21 protein-coding genes are annotated in these 18,035 nt (G+C 39.6%); 11 read left to right on the top strand and 10 right to left on the bottom strand.

Annotation, left to right across the window (positions count from 1 at the left end; all coding sequences use genetic code 11):
- Nucleotides 1-91: 91 nt before the first annotated feature.
- Nucleotides 92-496 carry a hypothetical protein gene (locus ACT3ID_RS11875; RefSeq protein ID WP_491542255.1) on the bottom strand — a complete coding sequence of 135 codons (405 nt, stop codon included), beginning with the start codon at nucleotides 494-496 and terminating at the stop codon, nucleotides 92-94.
- 163 nt (nucleotides 497-659) lie between these two features.
- A complete protein-coding gene (locus tag ACT3ID_RS11870; protein ID WP_491542254.1) occupies nucleotides 660-1,334 on the bottom strand; it encodes a hypothetical protein in 675 nt (224 codons plus the stop codon).
- Between the two features lie 250 nt (nucleotides 1,335-1,584).
- Between ACT3ID_RS11870 and ACT3ID_RS11865 the strand changes: the two genes are divergently transcribed.
- Both ACT3ID_RS11865 and ACT3ID_RS11860 read left to right on the top strand, forming a co-directional pair.
- Nucleotides 1,585-2,577: an integron integrase gene (locus ACT3ID_RS11865; RefSeq protein ID WP_491542253.1), complete on the top strand. Its 993-nt coding sequence runs from the start codon at nucleotides 1,585-1,587 to the stop codon at nucleotides 2,575-2,577.
- A 2-nt stretch (nucleotides 2,578-2,579) separates the two neighbouring features.
- Nucleotides 2,580-2,849 carry a GIY-YIG nuclease family protein gene (locus tag ACT3ID_RS11860; RefSeq protein WP_491542252.1) on the top strand — a complete coding sequence of 90 codons (270 nt, stop codon included), beginning with the start codon at nucleotides 2,580-2,582 and terminating at the stop codon, nucleotides 2,847-2,849.
- A 419-nt stretch (nucleotides 2,850-3,268) separates the two neighbouring features.
- Here the strand turns inward: ACT3ID_RS11860 and ACT3ID_RS11855 are convergent, their stop codons facing one another.
- Both ACT3ID_RS11855 and tadA read right to left on the bottom strand, forming a co-directional pair.
- A complete protein-coding gene (locus ACT3ID_RS11855; RefSeq protein ID WP_491542251.1) occupies nucleotides 3,269-3,925 on the bottom strand; it encodes a CPBP family intramembrane glutamic endopeptidase in 657 nt (218 codons plus the stop codon).
- A gap of 8 nt (nucleotides 3,926-3,933) precedes the next feature.
- Nucleotides 3,934-4,428 carry a tRNA adenosine(34) deaminase TadA gene (gene tadA / locus ACT3ID_RS11850; protein ID WP_491542250.1) on the bottom strand — a complete coding sequence of 165 codons (495 nt, stop codon included), beginning with the start codon at nucleotides 4,426-4,428 and terminating at the stop codon, nucleotides 3,934-3,936.
- Between the two features lie 67 nt (nucleotides 4,429-4,495).
- Between tadA and ACT3ID_RS11845 the strand changes: the two genes are divergently transcribed.
- The 3 genes from ACT3ID_RS11845 (at nucleotide 4,496) to ACT3ID_RS11835 (ending at nucleotide 7,075) form a co-directional block, all read left to right on the top strand.
- Nucleotides 4,496-5,041, top strand: coding sequence for an adenine phosphoribosyltransferase (locus ACT3ID_RS11845; RefSeq protein WP_491542249.1), 546 nt, complete (start codon nucleotides 4,496-4,498; stop codon nucleotides 5,039-5,041).
- Nucleotides 5,042-5,339: 298 nt separating this feature from the next.
- Nucleotides 5,340-5,843, top strand: a complete 504-nt coding sequence (locus tag ACT3ID_RS11840) for a hypothetical protein (RefSeq protein WP_491542248.1) — start codon at nucleotides 5,340-5,342, stop codon at nucleotides 5,841-5,843.
- Entirely contained in the window at nucleotides 5,840-7,075 is a 1,236-nt protein-coding gene (locus ACT3ID_RS11835; protein WP_491542247.1) for a hypothetical protein, read from the top strand. Before ACT3ID_RS11840 ends, ACT3ID_RS11835 begins: the two co-directional genes overlap by 4 nt.
- Nucleotides 7,076-7,664: 589 nt before the next feature.
- Here ACT3ID_RS11835 and ACT3ID_RS11830 read toward each other — a convergent pair.
- Nucleotides 7,665-8,549, bottom strand: coding sequence for a 5'-nucleotidase, lipoprotein e(P4) family (locus ACT3ID_RS11830; protein ID WP_491542246.1), 885 nt, complete (start codon nucleotides 8,547-8,549; stop codon nucleotides 7,665-7,667).
- 150 nt (nucleotides 8,550-8,699) lie between these two features.
- Here ACT3ID_RS11830 and ACT3ID_RS11825 point away from each other — a divergent pair, with 150 nt between their 5' ends.
- From ACT3ID_RS11825 to ACT3ID_RS11800, 6 genes are read left to right on the top strand one after another with little or no spacing between them, the layout of a single operon-like run.
- On the top strand, nucleotides 8,700-9,161 hold the full coding sequence (locus ACT3ID_RS11825; RefSeq protein ID WP_491542245.1) for an ATP-dependent zinc protease family protein: 462 nt from the start codon (nucleotides 8,700-8,702) through the stop codon (nucleotides 9,159-9,161).
- 9 nt (nucleotides 9,162-9,170) lie between these two features.
- Nucleotides 9,171-10,094, top strand: a complete 924-nt coding sequence (rimK, locus tag ACT3ID_RS11820) for a 30S ribosomal protein S6--L-glutamate ligase (RefSeq protein WP_491542244.1) — start codon at nucleotides 9,171-9,173, stop codon at nucleotides 10,092-10,094.
- Nucleotides 10,087-11,031, top strand: coding sequence for a succinylglutamate desuccinylase/aspartoacylase family protein (locus ACT3ID_RS11815; protein ID WP_491542243.1), 945 nt, complete (start codon nucleotides 10,087-10,089; stop codon nucleotides 11,029-11,031). The genes rimK and ACT3ID_RS11815 overlap by 8 nt, the downstream gene beginning before the upstream one ends.
- 36 nt (nucleotides 11,032-11,067) lie before the next feature.
- On the top strand, nucleotides 11,068-11,421 hold the full coding sequence (locus ACT3ID_RS11810) for a DUF952 domain-containing protein (RefSeq protein ID WP_491542242.1): 354 nt from the start codon (nucleotides 11,068-11,070) through the stop codon (nucleotides 11,419-11,421).
- On the top strand, nucleotides 11,421-12,275 hold the full coding sequence (locus ACT3ID_RS11805) for a M28 family peptidase (protein WP_491542241.1): 855 nt from the start codon (nucleotides 11,421-11,423) through the stop codon (nucleotides 12,273-12,275). The genes ACT3ID_RS11810 and ACT3ID_RS11805 overlap by 1 nt, the downstream gene beginning before the upstream one ends.
- On the top strand, nucleotides 12,272-13,153 hold the full coding sequence (locus tag ACT3ID_RS11800) for a diacylglycerol/lipid kinase family protein (protein WP_491542240.1): 882 nt from the start codon (nucleotides 12,272-12,274) through the stop codon (nucleotides 13,151-13,153). The genes ACT3ID_RS11805 and ACT3ID_RS11800 overlap by 4 nt, the downstream gene beginning before the upstream one ends.
- On the opposite strand, the gene ACT3ID_RS11795 is transcribed toward ACT3ID_RS11800, so the two are convergent.
- From ACT3ID_RS11795 to ACT3ID_RS11775, 5 genes are all read right to left on the bottom strand, one after another.
- Complete coding sequence (locus tag ACT3ID_RS11795) at nucleotides 13,150-13,596, bottom strand: fasciclin domain-containing protein (RefSeq protein ID WP_491542239.1); 447 nt, start codon at nucleotides 13,594-13,596, stop codon at nucleotides 13,150-13,152. The genes ACT3ID_RS11800 and ACT3ID_RS11795 overlap by 4 nt on opposite strands.
- A 1,048-nt stretch (nucleotides 13,597-14,644) precedes the next feature.
- Nucleotides 14,645-15,091, bottom strand: a complete 447-nt coding sequence (locus ACT3ID_RS11790) for a hypothetical protein (protein ID WP_491542238.1) — start codon at nucleotides 15,089-15,091, stop codon at nucleotides 14,645-14,647.
- 80 nt (nucleotides 15,092-15,171) lie between these two features.
- Nucleotides 15,172-15,909, bottom strand: a complete 738-nt coding sequence (qatD, locus tag ACT3ID_RS11785; protein WP_491542237.1) for a Qat anti-phage system TatD family nuclease QatD — start codon at nucleotides 15,907-15,909, stop codon at nucleotides 15,172-15,174.
- 2 nt (nucleotides 15,910-15,911) lie between these two features.
- Nucleotides 15,912-17,231 (bottom strand): Qat anti-phage system QueC-like protein QatC, encoded by a 1,320-nt coding sequence (gene qatC / locus ACT3ID_RS11780; protein ID WP_491542236.1) that lies wholly within the window; start codon nucleotides 17,229-17,231, stop codon nucleotides 15,912-15,914.
- Nucleotides 17,221-18,033 carry a Qat anti-phage system associated protein QatB gene (locus ACT3ID_RS11775; protein WP_491542235.1) on the bottom strand — a complete coding sequence of 271 codons (813 nt, stop codon included), beginning with the start codon at nucleotides 18,031-18,033 and terminating at the stop codon, nucleotides 17,221-17,223. Before ACT3ID_RS11775 ends, qatC begins: the two co-directional genes overlap by 11 nt.
- Between the last annotated feature and the right edge of the window lie 2 nt (nucleotides 18,034-18,035).

Below are 18,035 nucleotides of genomic sequence, written 5' to 3'. Positions count from 1 at the left end.
CAAGGATTTATGGAATGAAGGGACGAATACTAGGTGAGGACTGTCTGCTTGACAATTTCCTTTTTAAAGGGGTTAGGTGCACGCTATGTATTTATTTGCCTTCAACTGATGTAAAGTTACCGTCAAGTATAACTTGGGAAATTTGGTTGAATTCTTTTTCGGTCTCCCAAGTAGTTTCTCCATTCTTCTGAGCAACTAATTTAAGAATCAATGAGCTATTCCCTTTTAACTTGTGAAAAGTACCATAAAAATTAGTTGTACTTACAGTAAACTCGAATGGAGTCGCTTGTGAATCAGCAGGAGCCGAACCATTCCACTCACCAATATTTATGGCTTCAAATATTACTGTACTATCTGGATTAGAGGAAGAAATACTGAGGGTAACATTTTCTTCCGTAATTGAGGGCTCTTGATTCTCATGTTCTGATGAATTAGAGCATGCAATGAAAGTGAATAATATGGCAAAAGTAGCAAATGCAAGATGAAAAGTTTTCATAGTAAATAGTTTGTTAAAATTTTGTTAGGCAGTGCACCTAACGACCTTGCGCATAAGCTGCAGGCGAAAACGTGTTGAAATTGTCTACAAATGAAAGAGTAACTATAAAAAGAGAGGTTGGCAAGATTTGGCGAGGCCTGTCCGCTTAATGCGCGGGTTATACCTACTGTGACTGGTTCACTGCTTTCCATTTTTTTTGATTCCCCTGATGAGGATCATCGATTTTAAATTGTCGATCAGCAAATTTCCAACACAAATCATGGGAAAGTGGATTGTCAGCAAAAAAATTGTGGAATAAATCCAGTTTAGTTTCTCCTGGTCTTGTTTCTTTTAGATGGGCAATTGCACTGATGTAAGTTCCAGTATCAGCATTTGTTCTTCTCCCACCACCAAATTTTACAGCTGTAATAACAGGTTCTAAATTGGGATTATTTGGCACTGCAATTTCAACGGTATCGTTGCCGTACATTGCAAATCGAATATCATCTGGAAACAGGTACCCAAAAGGCAATCTGTCATCATAAATCACAATGATACCAGGATACTTATCTTTAGTTTTTGTTTTTAATTGTTTGGATTTGTTCTTGATCTTCCTTTTTAGGCGTTTTTCAGTATTTGGGAAATGACCAATTGTTTTGTCTCCCTTTTCCTCAAGCATTTTTCTCTCTTCTTCATTCTTGTTGAGGGAAGTTACTTCAGCGATAATTTTTTGCTGATCGATGTAAAAGTAGTAATCAGGAGTCTGATTCTGTTTTTTGTCCTCAGTCGGAATTTTATGACAGGATACACCTCTAGATTTACAATGTTGTTTGAAAAGTATTTCAGATTTGGTAGCCATGTTTGATGAATTTACCTCAGTAGGTATAACCTATACTTATGTCAACAAGCCTCGTACATAATAATATTATTGTGCAAGGCGCTAGTTTGTTAATAAATCGTTCAAAGTGCAAGTATGAGTGTTATTGCCGGATATTATCATGCATAGAGAAGGTTTTTGTTGATATAACATGTTGACATAATATTCTTTGTAAGGATTGGCATCTTTTTGGGTCTTACTAGTAAATCAAGTCCCAGTAAGCAACCATATTATGTCAAAACCTTCGCTGCTTCACCGGCTACGAACGGAAATTCGGCGTAGAAACTATAGCTATCGTACAGAGAGAGCGTATACTCAGTGGATAGTCCGCTTTGTAAAATATCACAACCTCAGGCACCCATCCGAAATGTCAGAAAACGATGTGGTGAAATACCTTAACTACCTGGCAGAAGATCGAAATGTAGCGGGCTCAACCCAAAATCAGGCATTATGTGCTATTTTGTTTTTGTATAAGCACGTTCTGCATCAGCCCCTCGAGAAAATGATGAACTTCAAGAGAGCTCAAACACCTGAAAAACTCCCTGTTGTTTTAACGCCCGGCGAAGTGCAAAAGCTTCTGGATAGTATGAGTGGAATATCTCTCTTGGTAGCTCAGCTACTTTATGGTTCGGGGCTGCGAATTTCAGAATGCCTCAGGCTCAGAGTTCTGGACCTGGATTTTAGCTATAATCAAATACATGTTCGCTCCGGCAAAGGTAAAAAAGATCGAATTACCATTATGCCGCAAACCATCAAAAAACAATTGCGGGAGCAAATTGAAAAAGTCCGCGTGCTTCATAAAAAGGATGTCGCGGATGGTTATCCTGAAACACTGCTACCAAAAGCTATGGCAAAAAAATATCCTGATGCTGCCAAAAAGTTGAAGTGGAAATACCTGTTTCCTTCTTCTCGACGCTCAAAGGATCCCCGTTCTGGTTTAAAACATCGATACCATATTTCCAATTCAATGATTCAAAGAAAAATAAAACAGGCAGTCACAAAGAGTGGGATAAAAAAACATGCGACTTGTCACACACTTCGGCATAGCTTTGCAACTCATCTGCTGGAAAATGGATACGATATTCGTACGGTTCAGGAGTTATTAGGGCATAAAAATGTAAAAACTACTATGATTTACACCCACGTCATCAAAAACAAGGGGAGTGTTGTCCAATCACCTATTGATATTGAAAATAACACCCTGCTTCACAACCAACCCCGTTAGAAATGAAAGTTTATTATGTTTATGTACTTCTAAGCCGAAAAGATAACCAATGGTATACCGGATTTACACAGAACTTAAAGCACCGAATCAAAGAGCATCGGACAGGGAAGTGCAAATCCACCAAGCATCGACGACCGTTAAGTCTAATCTACTTTGAAGGTTGCCGAAGCAAGTCGGATGCCTTAAACCGGGAGCGCTATCTAAAATCCGGAATGGGCAAACGCTATCTCCGTAACCGATTAAAGAATGACTTGCAAAACACCCATTTCTAACGGGGCCCACGTCATCAAAAACAAGGGGAGTGTTATCCAATCACCTATTGATATGGAAAATAACACCCTGCTTCACATCCAACCCCGTTAGAAATGAAAGTTTACTATGTCTATGTACTTCTATTGTCGGAAATATAACTTATGATATCTGGGTTCCAGAATGTTAAAGTACAGAATCAAAAAGCATAGGGAGGCGCTAGTACAGTGTTTATAAGATAAAGGTCGTTTTTACATCTTAACTCGGAAGCAAAGAAATTTATCTGCCTTACTATGGAAATCCAATTGTCCTTACTATCAGAAGATGTCTCCCCTTACTAAGTCGGTGAGATTCCCCTTATAAGGGGAATTAGTAAAAAGAGGAAGGGAAGCGAGCGTTAAATGACTATTGTTTTCCAAATTTAAACCACCGACAACAGGGATCACTGTTCTCCTTCAAGAGCCAATAACTGGGGACGCTGATTAAACACCCAAAGCACCAGCAGGTCATAGACGGCATGCCAGGTTATTGCCAGCAACAGGCTGCCGCTAAGATAATAGGCTACACCCAGCGCTGCGCCTAAAAAGGTAGTCAGGAGAAAATAGCTGAAGGTAAGAAAATGCAATAATCCAAAAACGACGGCTGCCAATCCAATGGCTATTTCAATGGAGTAAAAGCCCGTTAGCCATTGTTGCAGAAATCCGCGGAATAAAAGCTCTTCACTGATGCCGGCACCCAGCGATATCAGCATAATTTGCCATATTCCCATATTCTGGAAAAGCGGAAGCAGCTCTCGACAAACTTCACGCAATGATCTCGAGATTGGTAAGCGTGTCAGAATAATAACAGCACCAAAAGTGATTATGCCCCAGAAAATGCCCCAAATTATTTCTACAGCAGCCGAACCTGATACCAGCTGCCAGGGCGTTTCAGTTATCTGAATGAACACCAGTCCCAGCGTAAGGACAATAATCGGCGCCAACATGATATAGTAAAATGTATTGTCCGACTCTGTTTTCTCTCCAAACTGCTCATTACTCATTACCCACCTCGAATTTCCAGCTTCTAATTTGAAACCTCCAACCTTCACGTCTGCCATCTACCGTCTCACATCTCCCGTCTGCCGTCTGATCCCCGCCGCTCCTCAAAAAACTTCTTTAGAATCCACTCACAGTCACTTTCCATAAATCCTTGTATAACATTAACTTGGTGATTTAGTTTTTTATTTGAGGCAAGATTAAAAACGCTGCCACAGCTACCCGCTTTTGCATCCCATGCACCAATAACAACAGTGTCAATTTTCGACCATACCAGTGCTCCGGCACACATAGGGCAGGGCTCCAGGGTGACATACATCGTACAATCAGTCAGATATTTTTCTCCCAGGGTAGAGCAAGCCGCAGAAAGCGCCAGCATTTCGGCATGAGCCGTGGAGTCGTTAAGCCGCTCAGTCTGATTATATCCCTTACCGATAATACGCTCATTTTTAACAACCAGCGCCCCAACCGGTACTTCTTTTTCTTCATAAGCCTGCTCGGCCAAAAAAAATGCCTGTTGCATAAATCGCAGATGTTTCTGCGTGCCGGGAATATTATTGTCCATTAAATTTGCTTCCTTGCGTTGTAAATAACTATTATCGGTTCCGAATTTAAATCTGAAGATACAGTTTATGGATGAGGTAAAACAAGAAATAATTTCGCTGCTCAAAGAGAACATTCGAAATATTCCCGACTTTCCGAAGCCTGGTATTCAATTTAAGGACATCACGCCGCTGCTTCGCAATGCAGATACGCTGGAGCTTACCTCACAGGTGTTGGCACGTCCGTTCCGGCATATGGATATCGATTATGTTGTTGGATTAGAATCCCGCGGATTTCTTTTTGGAACCAACCTGGCCCAGGATCTTCATGCCGGCTTTGTGCCCATCCGCAAGCCCGGAAAGCTGCCTGCTGAAACGATCTCGGCCACTTATGCACTCGAGTATGGTGAAGATACCATCGAGATGCATAGAGATGCTTTTAATAATGGGGCACGAATCCTTATCCATGATGATCTGATAGCCACCGGCGGATCTGCCAAAGCTGCTACGGAGCTGGTTCAAAATCTCGGCGGTGAGGTTGTAGGCTATTCTTTTATCGTGGAACTGGCCGCCCTTCAGGGACGCGATAAACTGCCTGCTGATATCAAGAAAGATATTCTCATCTCTCTGGATTAAATATTGTCGAAGTATATCATCCTATGATAAAGTAGAGAGAGCATTAACTGTTAATTTGGCAGTTATAAATCATCCCTTCGAAAAAGCATCGGCCCCGACAGCTGTACGTGGCTGAAGGGTGTTTGTGAATGGTTATTGGTTATAAGAAATTAGGCGAGAGACTACTTACAAGCTTTTCGCAACCGGCGACCCGTAACCTGCAACCTGTATTAAAAAGGCTTAAAGGAACAAATTATTCTTCATCCTCTATAATTAATAAGAACAGTATTGTACGTTAATCTGAATAAAAAGTAGTAATATGAAATACCAATTATATACTGTAGCCATATTTGCTGCTGCTCTGGTTTTATTTTCGATGGGTTGTAAGCAATCGATGGTTATCAGCAAAGTTGACTATTCACAGTCGGTCGAGTCGGTATTGGAGCCGAATGAGAACGGCATGGTCGAAGATCCGCAGCACGGGATTAAGTTCAGCATTATGCCGTTGCAGTATGCCGAAACTGAAGACACCTCTTCTGTTACTACCGAAGAAATACGGCTTATCAGGGGACAAGAAGGATACTATTACATTACCGCGCCAGACTATTCTCACGTTTACGTGATGTCGCCTGAAGAGGGGAAACTGAAGCTTGAAAACAAGATTGCTATTTCTGAAGGTGGACTAGAGAGTCCTGCTTTCAATCAGCGGATGTCGTATATCCAACTGCTAAACCAAGAAACAGGTGAAACCTGGCAGATCACACCCGATGGGATAGAGCAAGATGAATCCGAAATGACTAAAAGAGAAGACGAACAGTTATGAAATTACGCATATCTTTATTGACACTATTATTCGGCCTTTTCTCAGCAGCAGCTGTCGCGCAACAACAGCAATCGGATTATGAAATTCAGAAATCCTTTAAACAGGAATATGCTAAAATAGAACAAAGGATGGCTGAGGTTTCCTCACCTGATAGCGCCGAAGCTTTGATCGAAGAGGTGAAAGAGCTCGATGAAAAATTTAGCGAGCATTCTGATTTATTGGACAAAGTACTTTATCCAAATACTTACGAGGAGAGGATGGAAGAGTTGAGAAATTACTCGGTTAGAGTTAAAGAGCAGGTGACGAAGATCCAGCAACAGACGCAAAAACTAGAGGAGTTAGAGTCACAGGTCTCCGAATACGAGCAAAATATGGAGAAGCTGAACAAGCGAACTGATTCCCTGGAACGGGCGATGGAAGAATCTATTCAAAGCGAAAAACAGCTTTCTGCAATGGTGCGTGAATATCGCCAGAACCTGGAAGACCGCGATGAGCTTATTTCGGCTTTTATTGATTCGATGATAATAGCTTACCAGCAGATGGATCTGGAAGAGATTCAGGAACTGGAAGATGAGCGATCGCGTGTTGAATCGGGTAATGCCCTGGAAATGATCCGTGATATTTCTGCTGAAAACATCAATATAATTGAGCGGAATAGCGATCGTCTTGCTCTTCAGGATTTTATCCGGATGGCGGAAGTTCAGCAACAGTTTGAGAATATGTGGAACCGACTGGGTGATAAAATCACGGAAGTATATGCCGGTGAAAATGCTGATCAACTGGCATCGGAAATCGAGAATAACATTGATCAGTGGAGACAGTCATTAGAAAATCAAACTGTGTCTGCTATCAGAGATTCATTGGTTCAAAGGAATATCGGTGTCAGTGGTTTTGACACATCTGATGAGATGTACAGTTCCATTAGTAATTATCTTGATAAACAAATAGAAGAAAGCAAAGAAGGCTCCTCGGAAGCTGAATACAATAGATATCAAAATTTTGAGGAGTTTTGGAGCCAGCTTGAACTGCAGGCATCCGGTAGTTTGTCAGATGCAGGCATTATGGAAAGAAATCAAATGGCTACAATCAACGAGAAAATAGAAATTTGGGGAGAGAATGCTGAGCCTGAATCAACCAACTGGCTGGTCTGGCTCTTGGGCGCTACCATACTTTTGGCTATTGCACTAGGCGTAATGTTAGTTCGTGAACGCCAACAAAACAGAGAAACATAGTGCATACTCTATAATTTCCAAACATGAGCATCCCGGCAGAGTATTTTTCTGTCGGGATGTTTTATTTATCCTCTCTTAAGTTCATCATTATTACCCAAACCATAGGCGGGAATCACGGTATACATTAAAAGATTCTGTTACTCATCTTAAAAACCACATCTTTAACAAAACCTTACTGTCTATTTTTTGTCGCCAAAAAATAGACGAAAAAAGCGCTGGCCCCGTGGAATCCTCCGATACCTCGGAGGGCCACAATGTGGCATTCCATAGGGCCGGTGAGTTTTTTATGGTTCCAGTGGTTTTCTGGTCCCGAAGGCTATCGGGATTTGCTCATTCAAAAACAGTAACAGAACAAAGAGGCATAAGGACGTTGTATTTATCATTGGTCCTTTTATCGGGACAGAAATTTCAACACGTCGCTAAAGTTATGAGGGGCCTACGACTCTCGAGGAAAGATGTCATTGCCAGTTTTCCGGTTTGCCTCATGTAGATCGGACACCTGTCCGTCCATAACGTTACCTTCGTGTAATTCACCTTCTAGCTGCGGTTATCTGCTGGATCCGCCTCATCTGTGTTCTATTATTATTAACTAATTTTTCGTTTCCAACCTCTCGGTCCGAATACTATCTATTTGACTGGGTGACAAAGAGTTATCAAAATCATACAAAGCATCTTCCCATGATCCGTACACCGGATTCGGCAGCATATACCACTGGCGGCCCCATTTATCCTTATTTTGATTAACCAGTTTCTGGCGTTCAAGTCGTGATATATTTTTCGCTGAAACAAAATCATTGAGATCGTCACCAAAGAGCATCAGAATACGATGGTTTTCCGCTACATAAGCACGTCGCTCGGTCTTGGCAGAAGTCCAATTTTCACGTTCATTATTGCTCAATATCCGATCTTCACTTTCCGAAAGCGGAAACCCCAGCTTTTGAAGATTCTCACGGGTGCCGGATTCAACTTTAGCTTCACGATTCGTCAAGTAATAAATCGCTACACCTCTATCCGCTGCACGATCAAGGAAAGACAGGGCACCGGGCACCGCATCGGCCTGTGCTTCCATTACCCAGCTATTCCATTGCTCGGGATCAAAATCGCTGTTCTGCAAAATCATTCGCGCCTGGAATGGCGAATTGTTAAGCACAGTTTCATCCACATCAACAATAATTGCCGGCGGCTTCTTGCGTATATTTTTGGCTTTCTGGTTGGGATAAGCTGTCCAATATGAATCTTCAAGTGCCATCGCAAGATTCGATGCGGCCGTTTTATAAATCATAGAAGTAAGAGCGCTGTATTCGGCAGCAGTCTGCATCCACAAAGAAGCATTGGTAGTACGGTGCTCACTATCATGATCCTCTGCTGTTTGAGGCTGTTGAAGAGGCTCTGTACTGCTACAGCTGATGACAAAAACTACAAGTATGGAAAATATTGAAGAAACCGGAATGGTAATCGGTAAATTTTTTTTCATGATTCTGGAATCTTCTGTGTGATTTTTGTTATTCCAAAATAGCAAAAAACAGACAGCAAATTGGAATGATTTAATGAGTCATTCAGATGATACAAAGCGGAATAACTTGTATACTTAGGTGATTCCAGATACAACAAAAATCAGGCACTTATGGCATCCAAAAATCGAAAATTGAAAACTATCGGACGGCTTGAAACGATCGATTTTCCGGAATGGGATCTGTTTGATATCGATGCTAAGATTGATACCGGAGCATATACGTCAAGCCTGCACTGCCACCATATTCAAGCATATGAGGAGGGAGGCAAACAGTTTGTAAAATTCAATCTGCTTGATCCATCCCACGAAACTTATAATGATAAGTTGTTTAAGCTGCCGATCCACCGGACAAAAGTGGTTAAAAGTTCGAACGGGGAAACAGAAGAACGGTTTGTGATAAAAGCGAAGGTAAGACTTTTTGACAAACTGCTGAAAGCCGAGCTATCGCTTACCGACCGGTCGGAAATGAAATATCCCGTATTAGTGGGGCGCAAGCTGCTGAGAGGTCGCTTTCTGGTTGATGTATCTCGGAAGTACATCTCAAAAAAAGAAATGAAAGAATCAAAAATATAAAATCATTATATGCACATAGTTGTCCTTTCAAGAAATTCTAAACTCTATTCGACATCACGGCTGGTTGAGGCTATTGAGGAGGCTGATCATGACGCTACGGTTTTAGATCACCTAAAATGTGATATTGTCAGTGAAAAAGATAATCCCTGTATTTACTATCGAGGTACCAAAGTGGCTGGCGTTGATGCTATCATCCCACGAATAGGAGCTTCTGTTACATTTTATGGATCCGCAGTGGTTCGTCAATTCGAAATGATGAATATTTTTACAGCGGTAGAATCACAGGCACTGGTTCGCTCTCGCGATAAACTTCGAAGTCTGCAGATCATGGCCCGGGCCGGAGTAGGCATGCCCAAGACAGTATTCACTAACTATTCTACCGAAGTTCGAAAGATTATAGACTCTGTTGGCGGTCCGCCACTGATCGTGAAACTTTTGGAAGGTACACAGGGCGTAGGTGTGGTATTGGCTCCTACATTTAAAGCTGCTGAATCCATTATTCAGGCATTTCACAGTATGAAAGCACGGGTGATTGTCCAGGAATTTATAGAAGAAGCCAAGGGCGAAGATATCCGCGCTTTTGTTGTCGACGGCAAGGTAATAGGAGCCATGAAACGTAAAGGAGTGGAGGGCGAATTCCGCTCCAATATCCACCGCGGGGGCAGCGGCGAACTTATCAAGCTGACTAAAGAAGAGCGTAAGGCAGCACTTATTGCCACCAAAGCAATGGGACTGTCGGTTGCAGGCGTTGATATGTTGCAGTCTGAACGTGGACCACTGGTGCTCGAAGTTAACTCATCACCTGGCCTTGAAGGCATCGAAAAAGCCACCGGTAAAAATATAGCCGGTCGCATTATCTCGTTCGTAGAGCGCCGAGCTGTCGAAGCAAAAAATAACCCCCGTAAACAACGAAATATCCAAAGGAATGCCTGATAGTATTACGATCAATGATCACAAGATAGGACCGGGGGAACACAAAGAAATACAGCTCAATATTGCGCGGCTACCCACGCACACTAACATCGATATGCCGGTGCATGTTTTCCGGGCTGAAGAAGACGGACCCGTACTTTTGCTCACGGGCGGACTTCATGGGGATGAGCTAAACGGCGTGGAAATTATCCGCAGGATGGTTGCCAAAGAGATGTTAATGCCGGAAAAGGGTAGTGTCATAGCACTTCCGCTGGTGAATGTGTATGGATTTATTCAAAATGTACGCGGCTTGCCAGACGGTAAAGATATCAATCGAAGCTTTCCGGGAATCAAAGGCGGATCGTTGGCGCGCCTGCTGGCGTATACGCTAATGAATCAAATTGTCCCCAAAATCGACTATGGGATTGATTTCCATACAGGAGGTGCCGCACGGGCTAACTATCCCCAAATTCGCTGTCTGCTCAATAATGATAAAGAAAGAGAGCTGGCCGCGGCATTTAATCCGCCTATTGCCATTCATTCCTCGCTTATTAATAAATCGTTCAGGAAATCAGCTCACAGCAAAGGAAAGCATATTCTGGTTTTCGAAACTGGTGAGTCTACTCGTTTTGATGAGCCTGGTATTAAAGAAGGCATTAACGGAACCTTGCGGCTAATGAAACATCTGGGAATGAAAAAAGAAGCTCCCGAAGCCAAGCATGAAACGGAATTTTTTCACTCCACCACATGGATCCGGGCAAAGCATGCCGGACTTTTCCAGCCCAAGGTAGAACTGGGACAAAGAGTTCAGAAACGGCAAGTGCTGGGCTACATTACCGATCCGTACGGCAGTGAGCGTTTTAAAGCTTCGTGTCCATACGATGGACGCGTTATAGGGCTTAACTTTGCGCCCGTAGTCCATAAAGGAGATGCCTTACTACATTTAGCTTATTCATAATTGAAATATTAGTTTTAAAATTATTCTTACTTATTTATGCGCGAAGATTTATTGTTTCATATAACTACCCGAGACGAATGGAATCAGTATAAAGATACTGGAACCTATGAACCCCAATCCCTTGAAGATCAAGGATTTATATCATTTGTAACGGGTAGTCAGTTGGAGAAAGCAGCCAATCGGCTTTATCCTGACAAGAATCAAATTTTGTTGCTTGTAATCGACGTTTCCATGATCAGAGATCAAATCAAATATGAAGAAGAAAAAGAAACCGGAGAAAAATTCCCGCACCTTTACGAACCATTGAGTGTGAATGCTGTTATTGATAAAATTGATATTCAAGCCGAAGATGACGGCACATTTAATATTAGATTTACTTCTGATTCTTAATGATAGATCAAGCTGTCAGACATATTAAAAAAACCGCTAGTGTCCCGTCATTTAGCACGTATGAAGAACGTTTGCACCCGTATATCCGATCCGTTTTTGACGATATTCCCCAAACAAAAGAGATACAAGTAGACGGCAACAGCCTTATTTTTCAGGTTGGCGCAAAGACGGATCGGTCGATCGTTGCTTTGGCGGCTCACCTGGATAAAATCAATCACTATGGGCATGACTATCCCGATAAACTTCCTGTAGAGATTACAGAAGATTATATCGAAGGAGCTATGGATGACTGCGCAGGTCTGGGCATGATGCTGACACTGGCAGAAGTTGCAGCAGAAAGAAGCTGGCCGAATCTGCTTTTTTTCTTCTCCGAAATGGAAGAGAGCAAAGGCCTCAAAGAACATCCTGTGCTGTTAAAAAATAACGGAGAGGGTTATTACCACGGTATGGGAGCAAGAAAGATTGCAGAGCGGTGCCTGTCACTGGATTTAGTTCCCGAGGAAGTGATAACATTGGATACCACACCACTTTTTAAAGGTGAAAAAGGCATAGCTTTGTACTCAAAACACTGGGAGCTTAATGGTCTGGAACCCACTCCGGAGCTTATCGAGCAGACAGAGAAAACAGTGGGAAAATTCATATCTATTGAGCCAAAGATAAAAATAGACAATAACACCAATGATTACCTGCAGTACGGTGAAGTCTTCAATAAAAAAGGAGAGAAGCCGGTGGTATCTGTAGCCCTGGAGCCGGCTATTTATCCATATCATCAAAAAGGCGAACGTGTTTTTGTGGATGATATCCACCGCTGTTTGGATATCGTAGCCCGTTATCTCGACAATTCGATTTCGTGAAACGCTACGCCTTCATATATAATCCAGCGGCAAGATCAGGCCGATCACAATCCCAACTTCCAGTTTTAGAAAAATTAATTGAACAATTACCTGCTGCCAAGCTCTTTCGCTCAGAAGTTAAAGGAGACATCAGCGCTTTAGTTGAGCAAATATGGGCAGATTTTGATGTTTTTGTTGCTTGCGGCGGAGACGGAACTGTCCAGGAAATAGCCTCAAAACTCATTGATACCGACAAAACTCTGGGAATTATACCGATGGGAACGGGTAACGACCTTTGTAAATCACTAAATATTCCTGTAGACATTCAGCAATCACTTGAAATACTTTTCGAAGGTAATACCATTAATATTGATGTCGGCAGATATAACGATCGTATCTTTTTAAATACGTTTGGCCTGGGATTTGACGGTCTCACGAATCGTTATGCTTTTGAGAAGAGTCATTGGCCTTCATTTTTGCGATATACAGTAGCGGCACTTAAAGCCACAAAAGATCATGATATATTCAGTTTGACTATCAAGCAGCCAGAACGTGACAAGTCTCAACGCGAGCTCATAATGGCAACTTTTGCAAATGGAAGGGTAGAGGGCGGTGCTTTCTGGATAGCACCGGATGCCTCTTTGAATGACGGCAAATTAAACTTTATAACTATATCTCCCATTCAGAAGTGGCTGATTCCACTCTTATTACCTTTATTTTTAATAAAAAAACCTTATTGGATTCCACATTTCAGGTCCCAAAAAGTGGAAGAAATAACCCTCCGGTTAAAAGATAATATTGAAGCTCATGCCGATGGAGAAATCGTTCAAATAGCTAAAGGTGATATCTCTATCTCCATGATTCCCAGAAGCTTAAATGTGATCTGCGGAATTGATTAGTTAATAACTCCATCGATGATATGAATCACACCGTTATCAGCTTTTATATTAGCTTCTACAATTCGTATCTGGTTTATTGAAATATCCTGTCCATTTCTTTCAATTTTTAAATTTTGGCCACTTAAGCAGGTAACCTCCGACATTACCGAAAGACTCCGTTTCGTAGCCAGACCGGTAAAAATATGATTCAGTAACAGGTTGTCATTATTTTGTTGAACAGATGAAATTCTTGTAAAAGCACTATTTGAAGGAGCAAATAACGTAAAAGGACCTGATTGATTTAAGCGGTCATCGATATCGGTTTGTTCAAGTGCTTTTGCAAATTCCGTCGTTTCACTATTCGATTTTAGTTTTTGCATCACAGTTTGACCTTGTACCGAAGTAAACGACAAGAATATCGAAGCACTGACTAATATTGGGATAATATTTCTGTAGTTCTTCATAAGATCTCAGATATTTTAAAAATTTATCCTGATGAAGCCTGTCTCTTGATCTATTTATTTCATTAGTAGTATAATGGGATTTTTTTGAGATCCAAATTAGATTAATCCATCCTAAAATAAATTAGAACAGTTTTTCAATTCTTTATGATGTAGTTAGTTCCGAATGTTCAACCCTAAGAGTCAGGCACTTAGGATTAGTGTTGGTTCAATGGAGTATCTATCTTTTCAAACATCTGTGAACTCTTTTCGCCGCACACTTGAAGATTACTATTTCACTCTCATTTATTGACTGTTTTTATGAATGATAGTAGAATTTATAGGAAAAAGACGTAAAAAAGGAATGGCATACCATTAGTAAATATTTTAAGCCGCTTAGAAGGCAAATTTGGAGCCACCCTTCCTATAAGTTCTAAATATGCCGTTTTAAGCATATAAAAGGGGTGTTGAGCAATTTTTTAAAAAAATATTCAATATTGAAAATCTTGGAGGAAATCCTTCAGTATTACCATAATTATTTATTGAGGAATAGAAAAAAATGATGAATGATTTCGGTAGGCAACGAATAAGCTCAGATTAACGAAAATCATCTTTAGGCATTTCGAACAATCCGATGATTTCAAGGAGAAGTGAGAAAACGTTCATTTTTCCAATTGAAATAAAGAACTCGCCGCCGACTGAAATTGCCGTAGAGAAGAGAGATGATAACAGCTTCATCTGAAACGTAATTTATGATAGATAAGAAGAGCCTATAAGTGACATAAAACAGCATCTGCTATAAAATACCATAGTTTGTGTCGTATAATTTATATTATGTAAAATAGAATAGAATCATCATATCACACTTACTTCCTGGTCAGCTATAACGCAATTATCGAGGGTATCGAGGGACAAACGCTTTTATCAAAACGGACAACCGCTTTTATCAAAAACTAATCATGGCCTACTATGGAGAGACCCTATTGAGAAACAACTACTTTAATATTTGATAGGTTAAGATGCCTTTATCAATTTAAAACGTCTATTATTCTCATATTGAGGTGTGCCCTTTCTAGAGAAGAAAGTTTATGAGATATATAGATACTGTTAAAATTGAAATAAATAGGAAAAGTACCTGGATCATAATTAAGCTGTTAGGTGGAGATTCAACAATTGAATCTAATATTCGGTCAGACTGTCCCTTGTCAGTTTTTACTTTAATAGTACTTTCCTCTATATCCTTCCAGCTAATATTTTTAAGTTCGTTCTTTATAGGAGTTAAAAGTATACTCTCTATTTCAGGTTTCAAACTTTTCCCAATATCATTCCTCATTAAATATAATTTAATCATAAACCCAGATCCTAGTGAAATCAATAATGCAAAAATTGCAATTCCTGCAACAAAATTTAAAGATCCTATCTCAGCTAATTTAAGTTGTACTAATAAAGCAGTGAAAAATCCTAATAAGGCTAATCCTATACCTGTAAACCACATAGACTCCTTAACAAATCTTTCCAAAGCTTTTTTTAATATACTTGCCGCTACCTCCCCTTTTTCTCTTCAATTACTCTATTTAATTCTTGAGTCATATAGATTATTTAACCCAGTAAATTTTTAAAATTCGTATATATTCTTTTTTGAAGATTATATTTTTCTACGGATAGTATTTTCGACATGAGATCTAAAGTATTTGAGACATTTAGAGGGGTTGAAACTTTATTAATAGTCTGTGTAAATGGCCCATCACTTTCTGTTAACAATCGATGTAGAGGAATATTTTTAAAGATCTTTTTTCCCTTTTGTGAAGAAAGCATCTTATAATTGACAGAAAAATAACAACCTAAATCTATTGCATTTTGTAAGTTCTTTAAACTTCCTGAATACCAATGCATAATTGTAGTATTATTATTACTGTCCTTTATCATTTTAATTACATCCTCCTCAGCCCTTCGGCTATGAATAGTAATTATTTTTTTTCCAGCAGAACTACACAAATCAAGTATCTTTGCAAACACCTCACGTTGTTTCTTCTTAACTTGTTGACTTGTATTCCTTGAATAATCCAAGCCTACTTCACCAATGTATTTAGTGTGATTTATGAAGTCTTCTACTATCTCTATTTCCTTATATCTTTGATCAACCAATTCTGGATGTAAACCTAATGCTGGCCGAATGTATTCTTTGTCTTGACATAAGCTGTAGGTATGTTTAAAAACAGTTGGTGAATTGGTAACTGCTATAGTATAGATTTGTTGGCTTTCAATCTTAGAAACTAAATTGCTTTCATTTTTAAATAAATCTAAATGAAAATGAGTATCAATGATTTTAAATGGCATTGTTAAGGTAATAAACTTGAAATTTCTTGTAACCCATCTTGATACATCTTATATAGACCGTCAATATTGTATATTCCACTATTTATTGGTCCTGGTTTTAGTACGATTGAAGCATTGAACTTTTTTTCACGTTCAATTGCATTGTACAGGGCTTTTACATCTTTTCGTCTTATACTAGAAAGTTCATCTATAACTTCTTTTTTAGTTAAATCAAATGCGTAACTAGAACCATCATCGAGATTATTTTTTTTCATTGCTGCCCTTCGTATTAAACAAGGATAACAATGGCCACAGTGACCAGCCCCTCCTTCGATACTTTTATTAAAGCGTCTTATAGAGGGATGGGAACATGATACTGTATTTTCCAGTGTATCTTTTACTTTAGCCTTGTTCTCCATTCTATCTATCATTTGTCCCTTTGTTTGATAATAATATGGATTTACAAGGTTAACACTAATATTAAGTTTATCCATCACTTGATTCATAAGTTCAAGAGTATATGGATGTGTAGTTCTAGTTGAAAAACTTCCTATACGTGAATTTCCTAAAGGAACATTTAAAGCAATAAACCCATTCTCAGGAACGTATAATTTACCCTTCTCTCCTAAAGATGAGGCTACTAAAATACCAATCCCCATAAAAATTATTGATCTACTTCTTGTGGTTGACTCACTGATATTAGATATTTCTTTCGGAGCATTCACAAAAAAATTTAAGTGTCTAAATTCGCAGTCTTCATATATCTCCGATAAATTTTCAATACACCTATTTTGTGCAGGCTTAGCATGTTGCTTAGAAGTATTGTCATAATGACTCACTAAATATATGGATTTGTCTTTCGCCATGAGATTATTAACACCTATGTATGAGTCTAAACCGCCTGAGAATAACGAAACTAAATTGGTGTCTACCTTTGGATAAGTTTTAATATATCGAGGCTTGGAAGGCCTTTTGAAGGCTGTCTCGTAAAATTCGAAATGCCAAACATCTCCTGTTAAAAAACCTACTAACTTTTCAATCCTATCCTTACTGGCATTCCATTTATCTATATCATTAACCGGAAAATGTAGCTCAATCTCTCTAGTCCAATCATCATAACCTGATGATCTACTTATTCTTAAATCGCAAGTATATATACTTGCTGAGAACCTAAACCAATCAATTCCATCTTGTGAGGGTTCCAGGTGATTTCTATCAATTAACTCCCACACCCTATTAACCGATAAACGGGGCTTTTTTTTATTGTCGATATAGAATTTAATATCTACATCGTCCACGCTGTAATCGTCCTCTCCTACTATAGCCAATACTTTAGTCTTCATCCCAATCCTCAATTATTTGATATGTTTCTTTGAATATTTTAGTGGCTACTAATTCACCTTGATCCGTTTTCCATTGAATGTTCTTGATAGAGTCTTGTTGGAATGTGCCTTCAGTTTTAGCTTGTACAAGCTCACGTATCTCCCATTCTATTTCAACAATCCTATCTGAATCAATTGTATTATTCTCCAACCTTTCAGCTAGTATTTGCATAAATCTCTTATAAATAAATTTTGAGACAAAATTTTCAATAATGTCTATTAAATCATCATCTTCAATATTCTCAAAGTTTTCTAAACTATTTTCATCTATATTCTGATCTTCAAATAAATCATTTAAAACTTCGACTGCAGCTTCTCTAGCAATTGAGTCTTCCCGTGTATTATTATTCCCATCACAAATTGAGTTAGTTAACTCAGACAATATCTCAAACTTATTTTTCCCGGATAGATCTATATTTAGATCATCAAAAGCTTGGGTGAAATCTGAAGATGCGCTTGATATAAAATTGCCAAGATTTCTTACGGCAGATCTACCCGCATATGATGCCTTTGTACTACCTTTTACACCACCCCCCGCCTTAACAAAGTTTGAAAAAGCTTTTGCAACATGCTTTTTACTCCCATTATTTCCATAGTTAATATGGTCTGAAAGGTTCCTTTTTGGAGTCTGCCATTCTACTGAATTGTCATTTTCATCTGTATTTTCGTGGTCTTGATCTTGGTCCTCTTCAGGTTCAGGTGCCCAATTGGGCAGCAACGGATTTTTTCCAGTAGGTCCACTATAGCTTGCTGATGTTCCCATAT

The organism is Fodinibius sp. GM108 (assembly GCF_058386985.1).
This window is presented reverse-complemented; position numbering and strand designations above follow the sequence as displayed.

Excerpts from the sequence above, each read along its gene's own strand:
- ACT3ID_RS11875 (WP_491542255.1), bottom strand. The coding sequence starts at position 496 with ATGAAAACTTTTCATCTTGCATTTGCTACTTTTGCCATATTATTCACT.
- ACT3ID_RS11870 (WP_491542254.1), bottom strand. The coding sequence starts at position 1,334 with ATGGCTACCAAATCTGAAATACTTTTCAAACAACATTGTAAATCTAGA.
- ACT3ID_RS11865 (WP_491542253.1), top strand. The coding sequence starts at position 1,585 with ATGTCAAAACCTTCGCTGCTTCACCGGCTACGAACGGAAATTCGGCGT.
- ACT3ID_RS11860 (WP_491542252.1), top strand. The coding sequence starts at position 2,580 with ATGAAAGTTTATTATGTTTATGTACTTCTAAGCCGAAAAGATAACCAA.
- ACT3ID_RS11855 (WP_491542251.1), bottom strand. The coding sequence starts at position 3,925 with ATGGCAGACGTGAAGGTTGGAGGTTTCAAATTAGAAGCTGGAAATTCG.
- tadA (WP_491542250.1), bottom strand. The coding sequence starts at position 4,428 with ATGGACAATAATATTCCCGGCACGCAGAAACATCTGCGATTTATGCAA.
- ACT3ID_RS11845 (WP_491542249.1), top strand. The coding sequence starts at position 4,496 with ATGGATGAGGTAAAACAAGAAATAATTTCGCTGCTCAAAGAGAACATT.
- ACT3ID_RS11840 (WP_491542248.1), top strand. The coding sequence starts at position 5,340 with ATGAAATACCAATTATATACTGTAGCCATATTTGCTGCTGCTCTGGTT.
- ACT3ID_RS11835 (WP_491542247.1), top strand. The coding sequence starts at position 5,840 with ATGAAATTACGCATATCTTTATTGACACTATTATTCGGCCTTTTCTCA.
- ACT3ID_RS11830 (WP_491542246.1), bottom strand. The coding sequence starts at position 8,549 with ATGAAAAAAAATTTACCGATTACCATTCCGGTTTCTTCAATATTTTCC.
- ACT3ID_RS11825 (WP_491542245.1), top strand. The coding sequence starts at position 8,700 with ATGGCATCCAAAAATCGAAAATTGAAAACTATCGGACGGCTTGAAACG.
- rimK (WP_491542244.1), top strand. The coding sequence starts at position 9,171 with ATGCACATAGTTGTCCTTTCAAGAAATTCTAAACTCTATTCGACATCA.
- ACT3ID_RS11815 (WP_491542243.1), top strand. The coding sequence starts at position 10,087 with ATGCCTGATAGTATTACGATCAATGATCACAAGATAGGACCGGGGGAA.
- ACT3ID_RS11810 (WP_491542242.1), top strand. The coding sequence starts at position 11,068 with ATGCGCGAAGATTTATTGTTTCATATAACTACCCGAGACGAATGGAAT.
- ACT3ID_RS11805 (WP_491542241.1), top strand. The coding sequence starts at position 11,421 with ATGATAGATCAAGCTGTCAGACATATTAAAAAAACCGCTAGTGTCCCG.
- ACT3ID_RS11795 (WP_491542239.1), bottom strand. The coding sequence starts at position 13,596 with ATGAAGAACTACAGAAATATTATCCCAATATTAGTCAGTGCTTCGATA.
- qatD (WP_491542237.1), bottom strand. The coding sequence starts at position 15,909 with ATGCCATTTAAAATCATTGATACTCATTTTCATTTAGATTTATTTAAA.
- qatC (WP_491542236.1), bottom strand. The coding sequence starts at position 17,231 with ATGAAGACTAAAGTATTGGCTATAGTAGGAGAGGACGATTACAGCGTG.
- ACT3ID_RS11775 (WP_491542235.1), bottom strand. The coding sequence starts at position 18,033 with ATGGGAACATCAGCAAGCTATAGTGGACCTACTGGAAAAAATCCGTTG.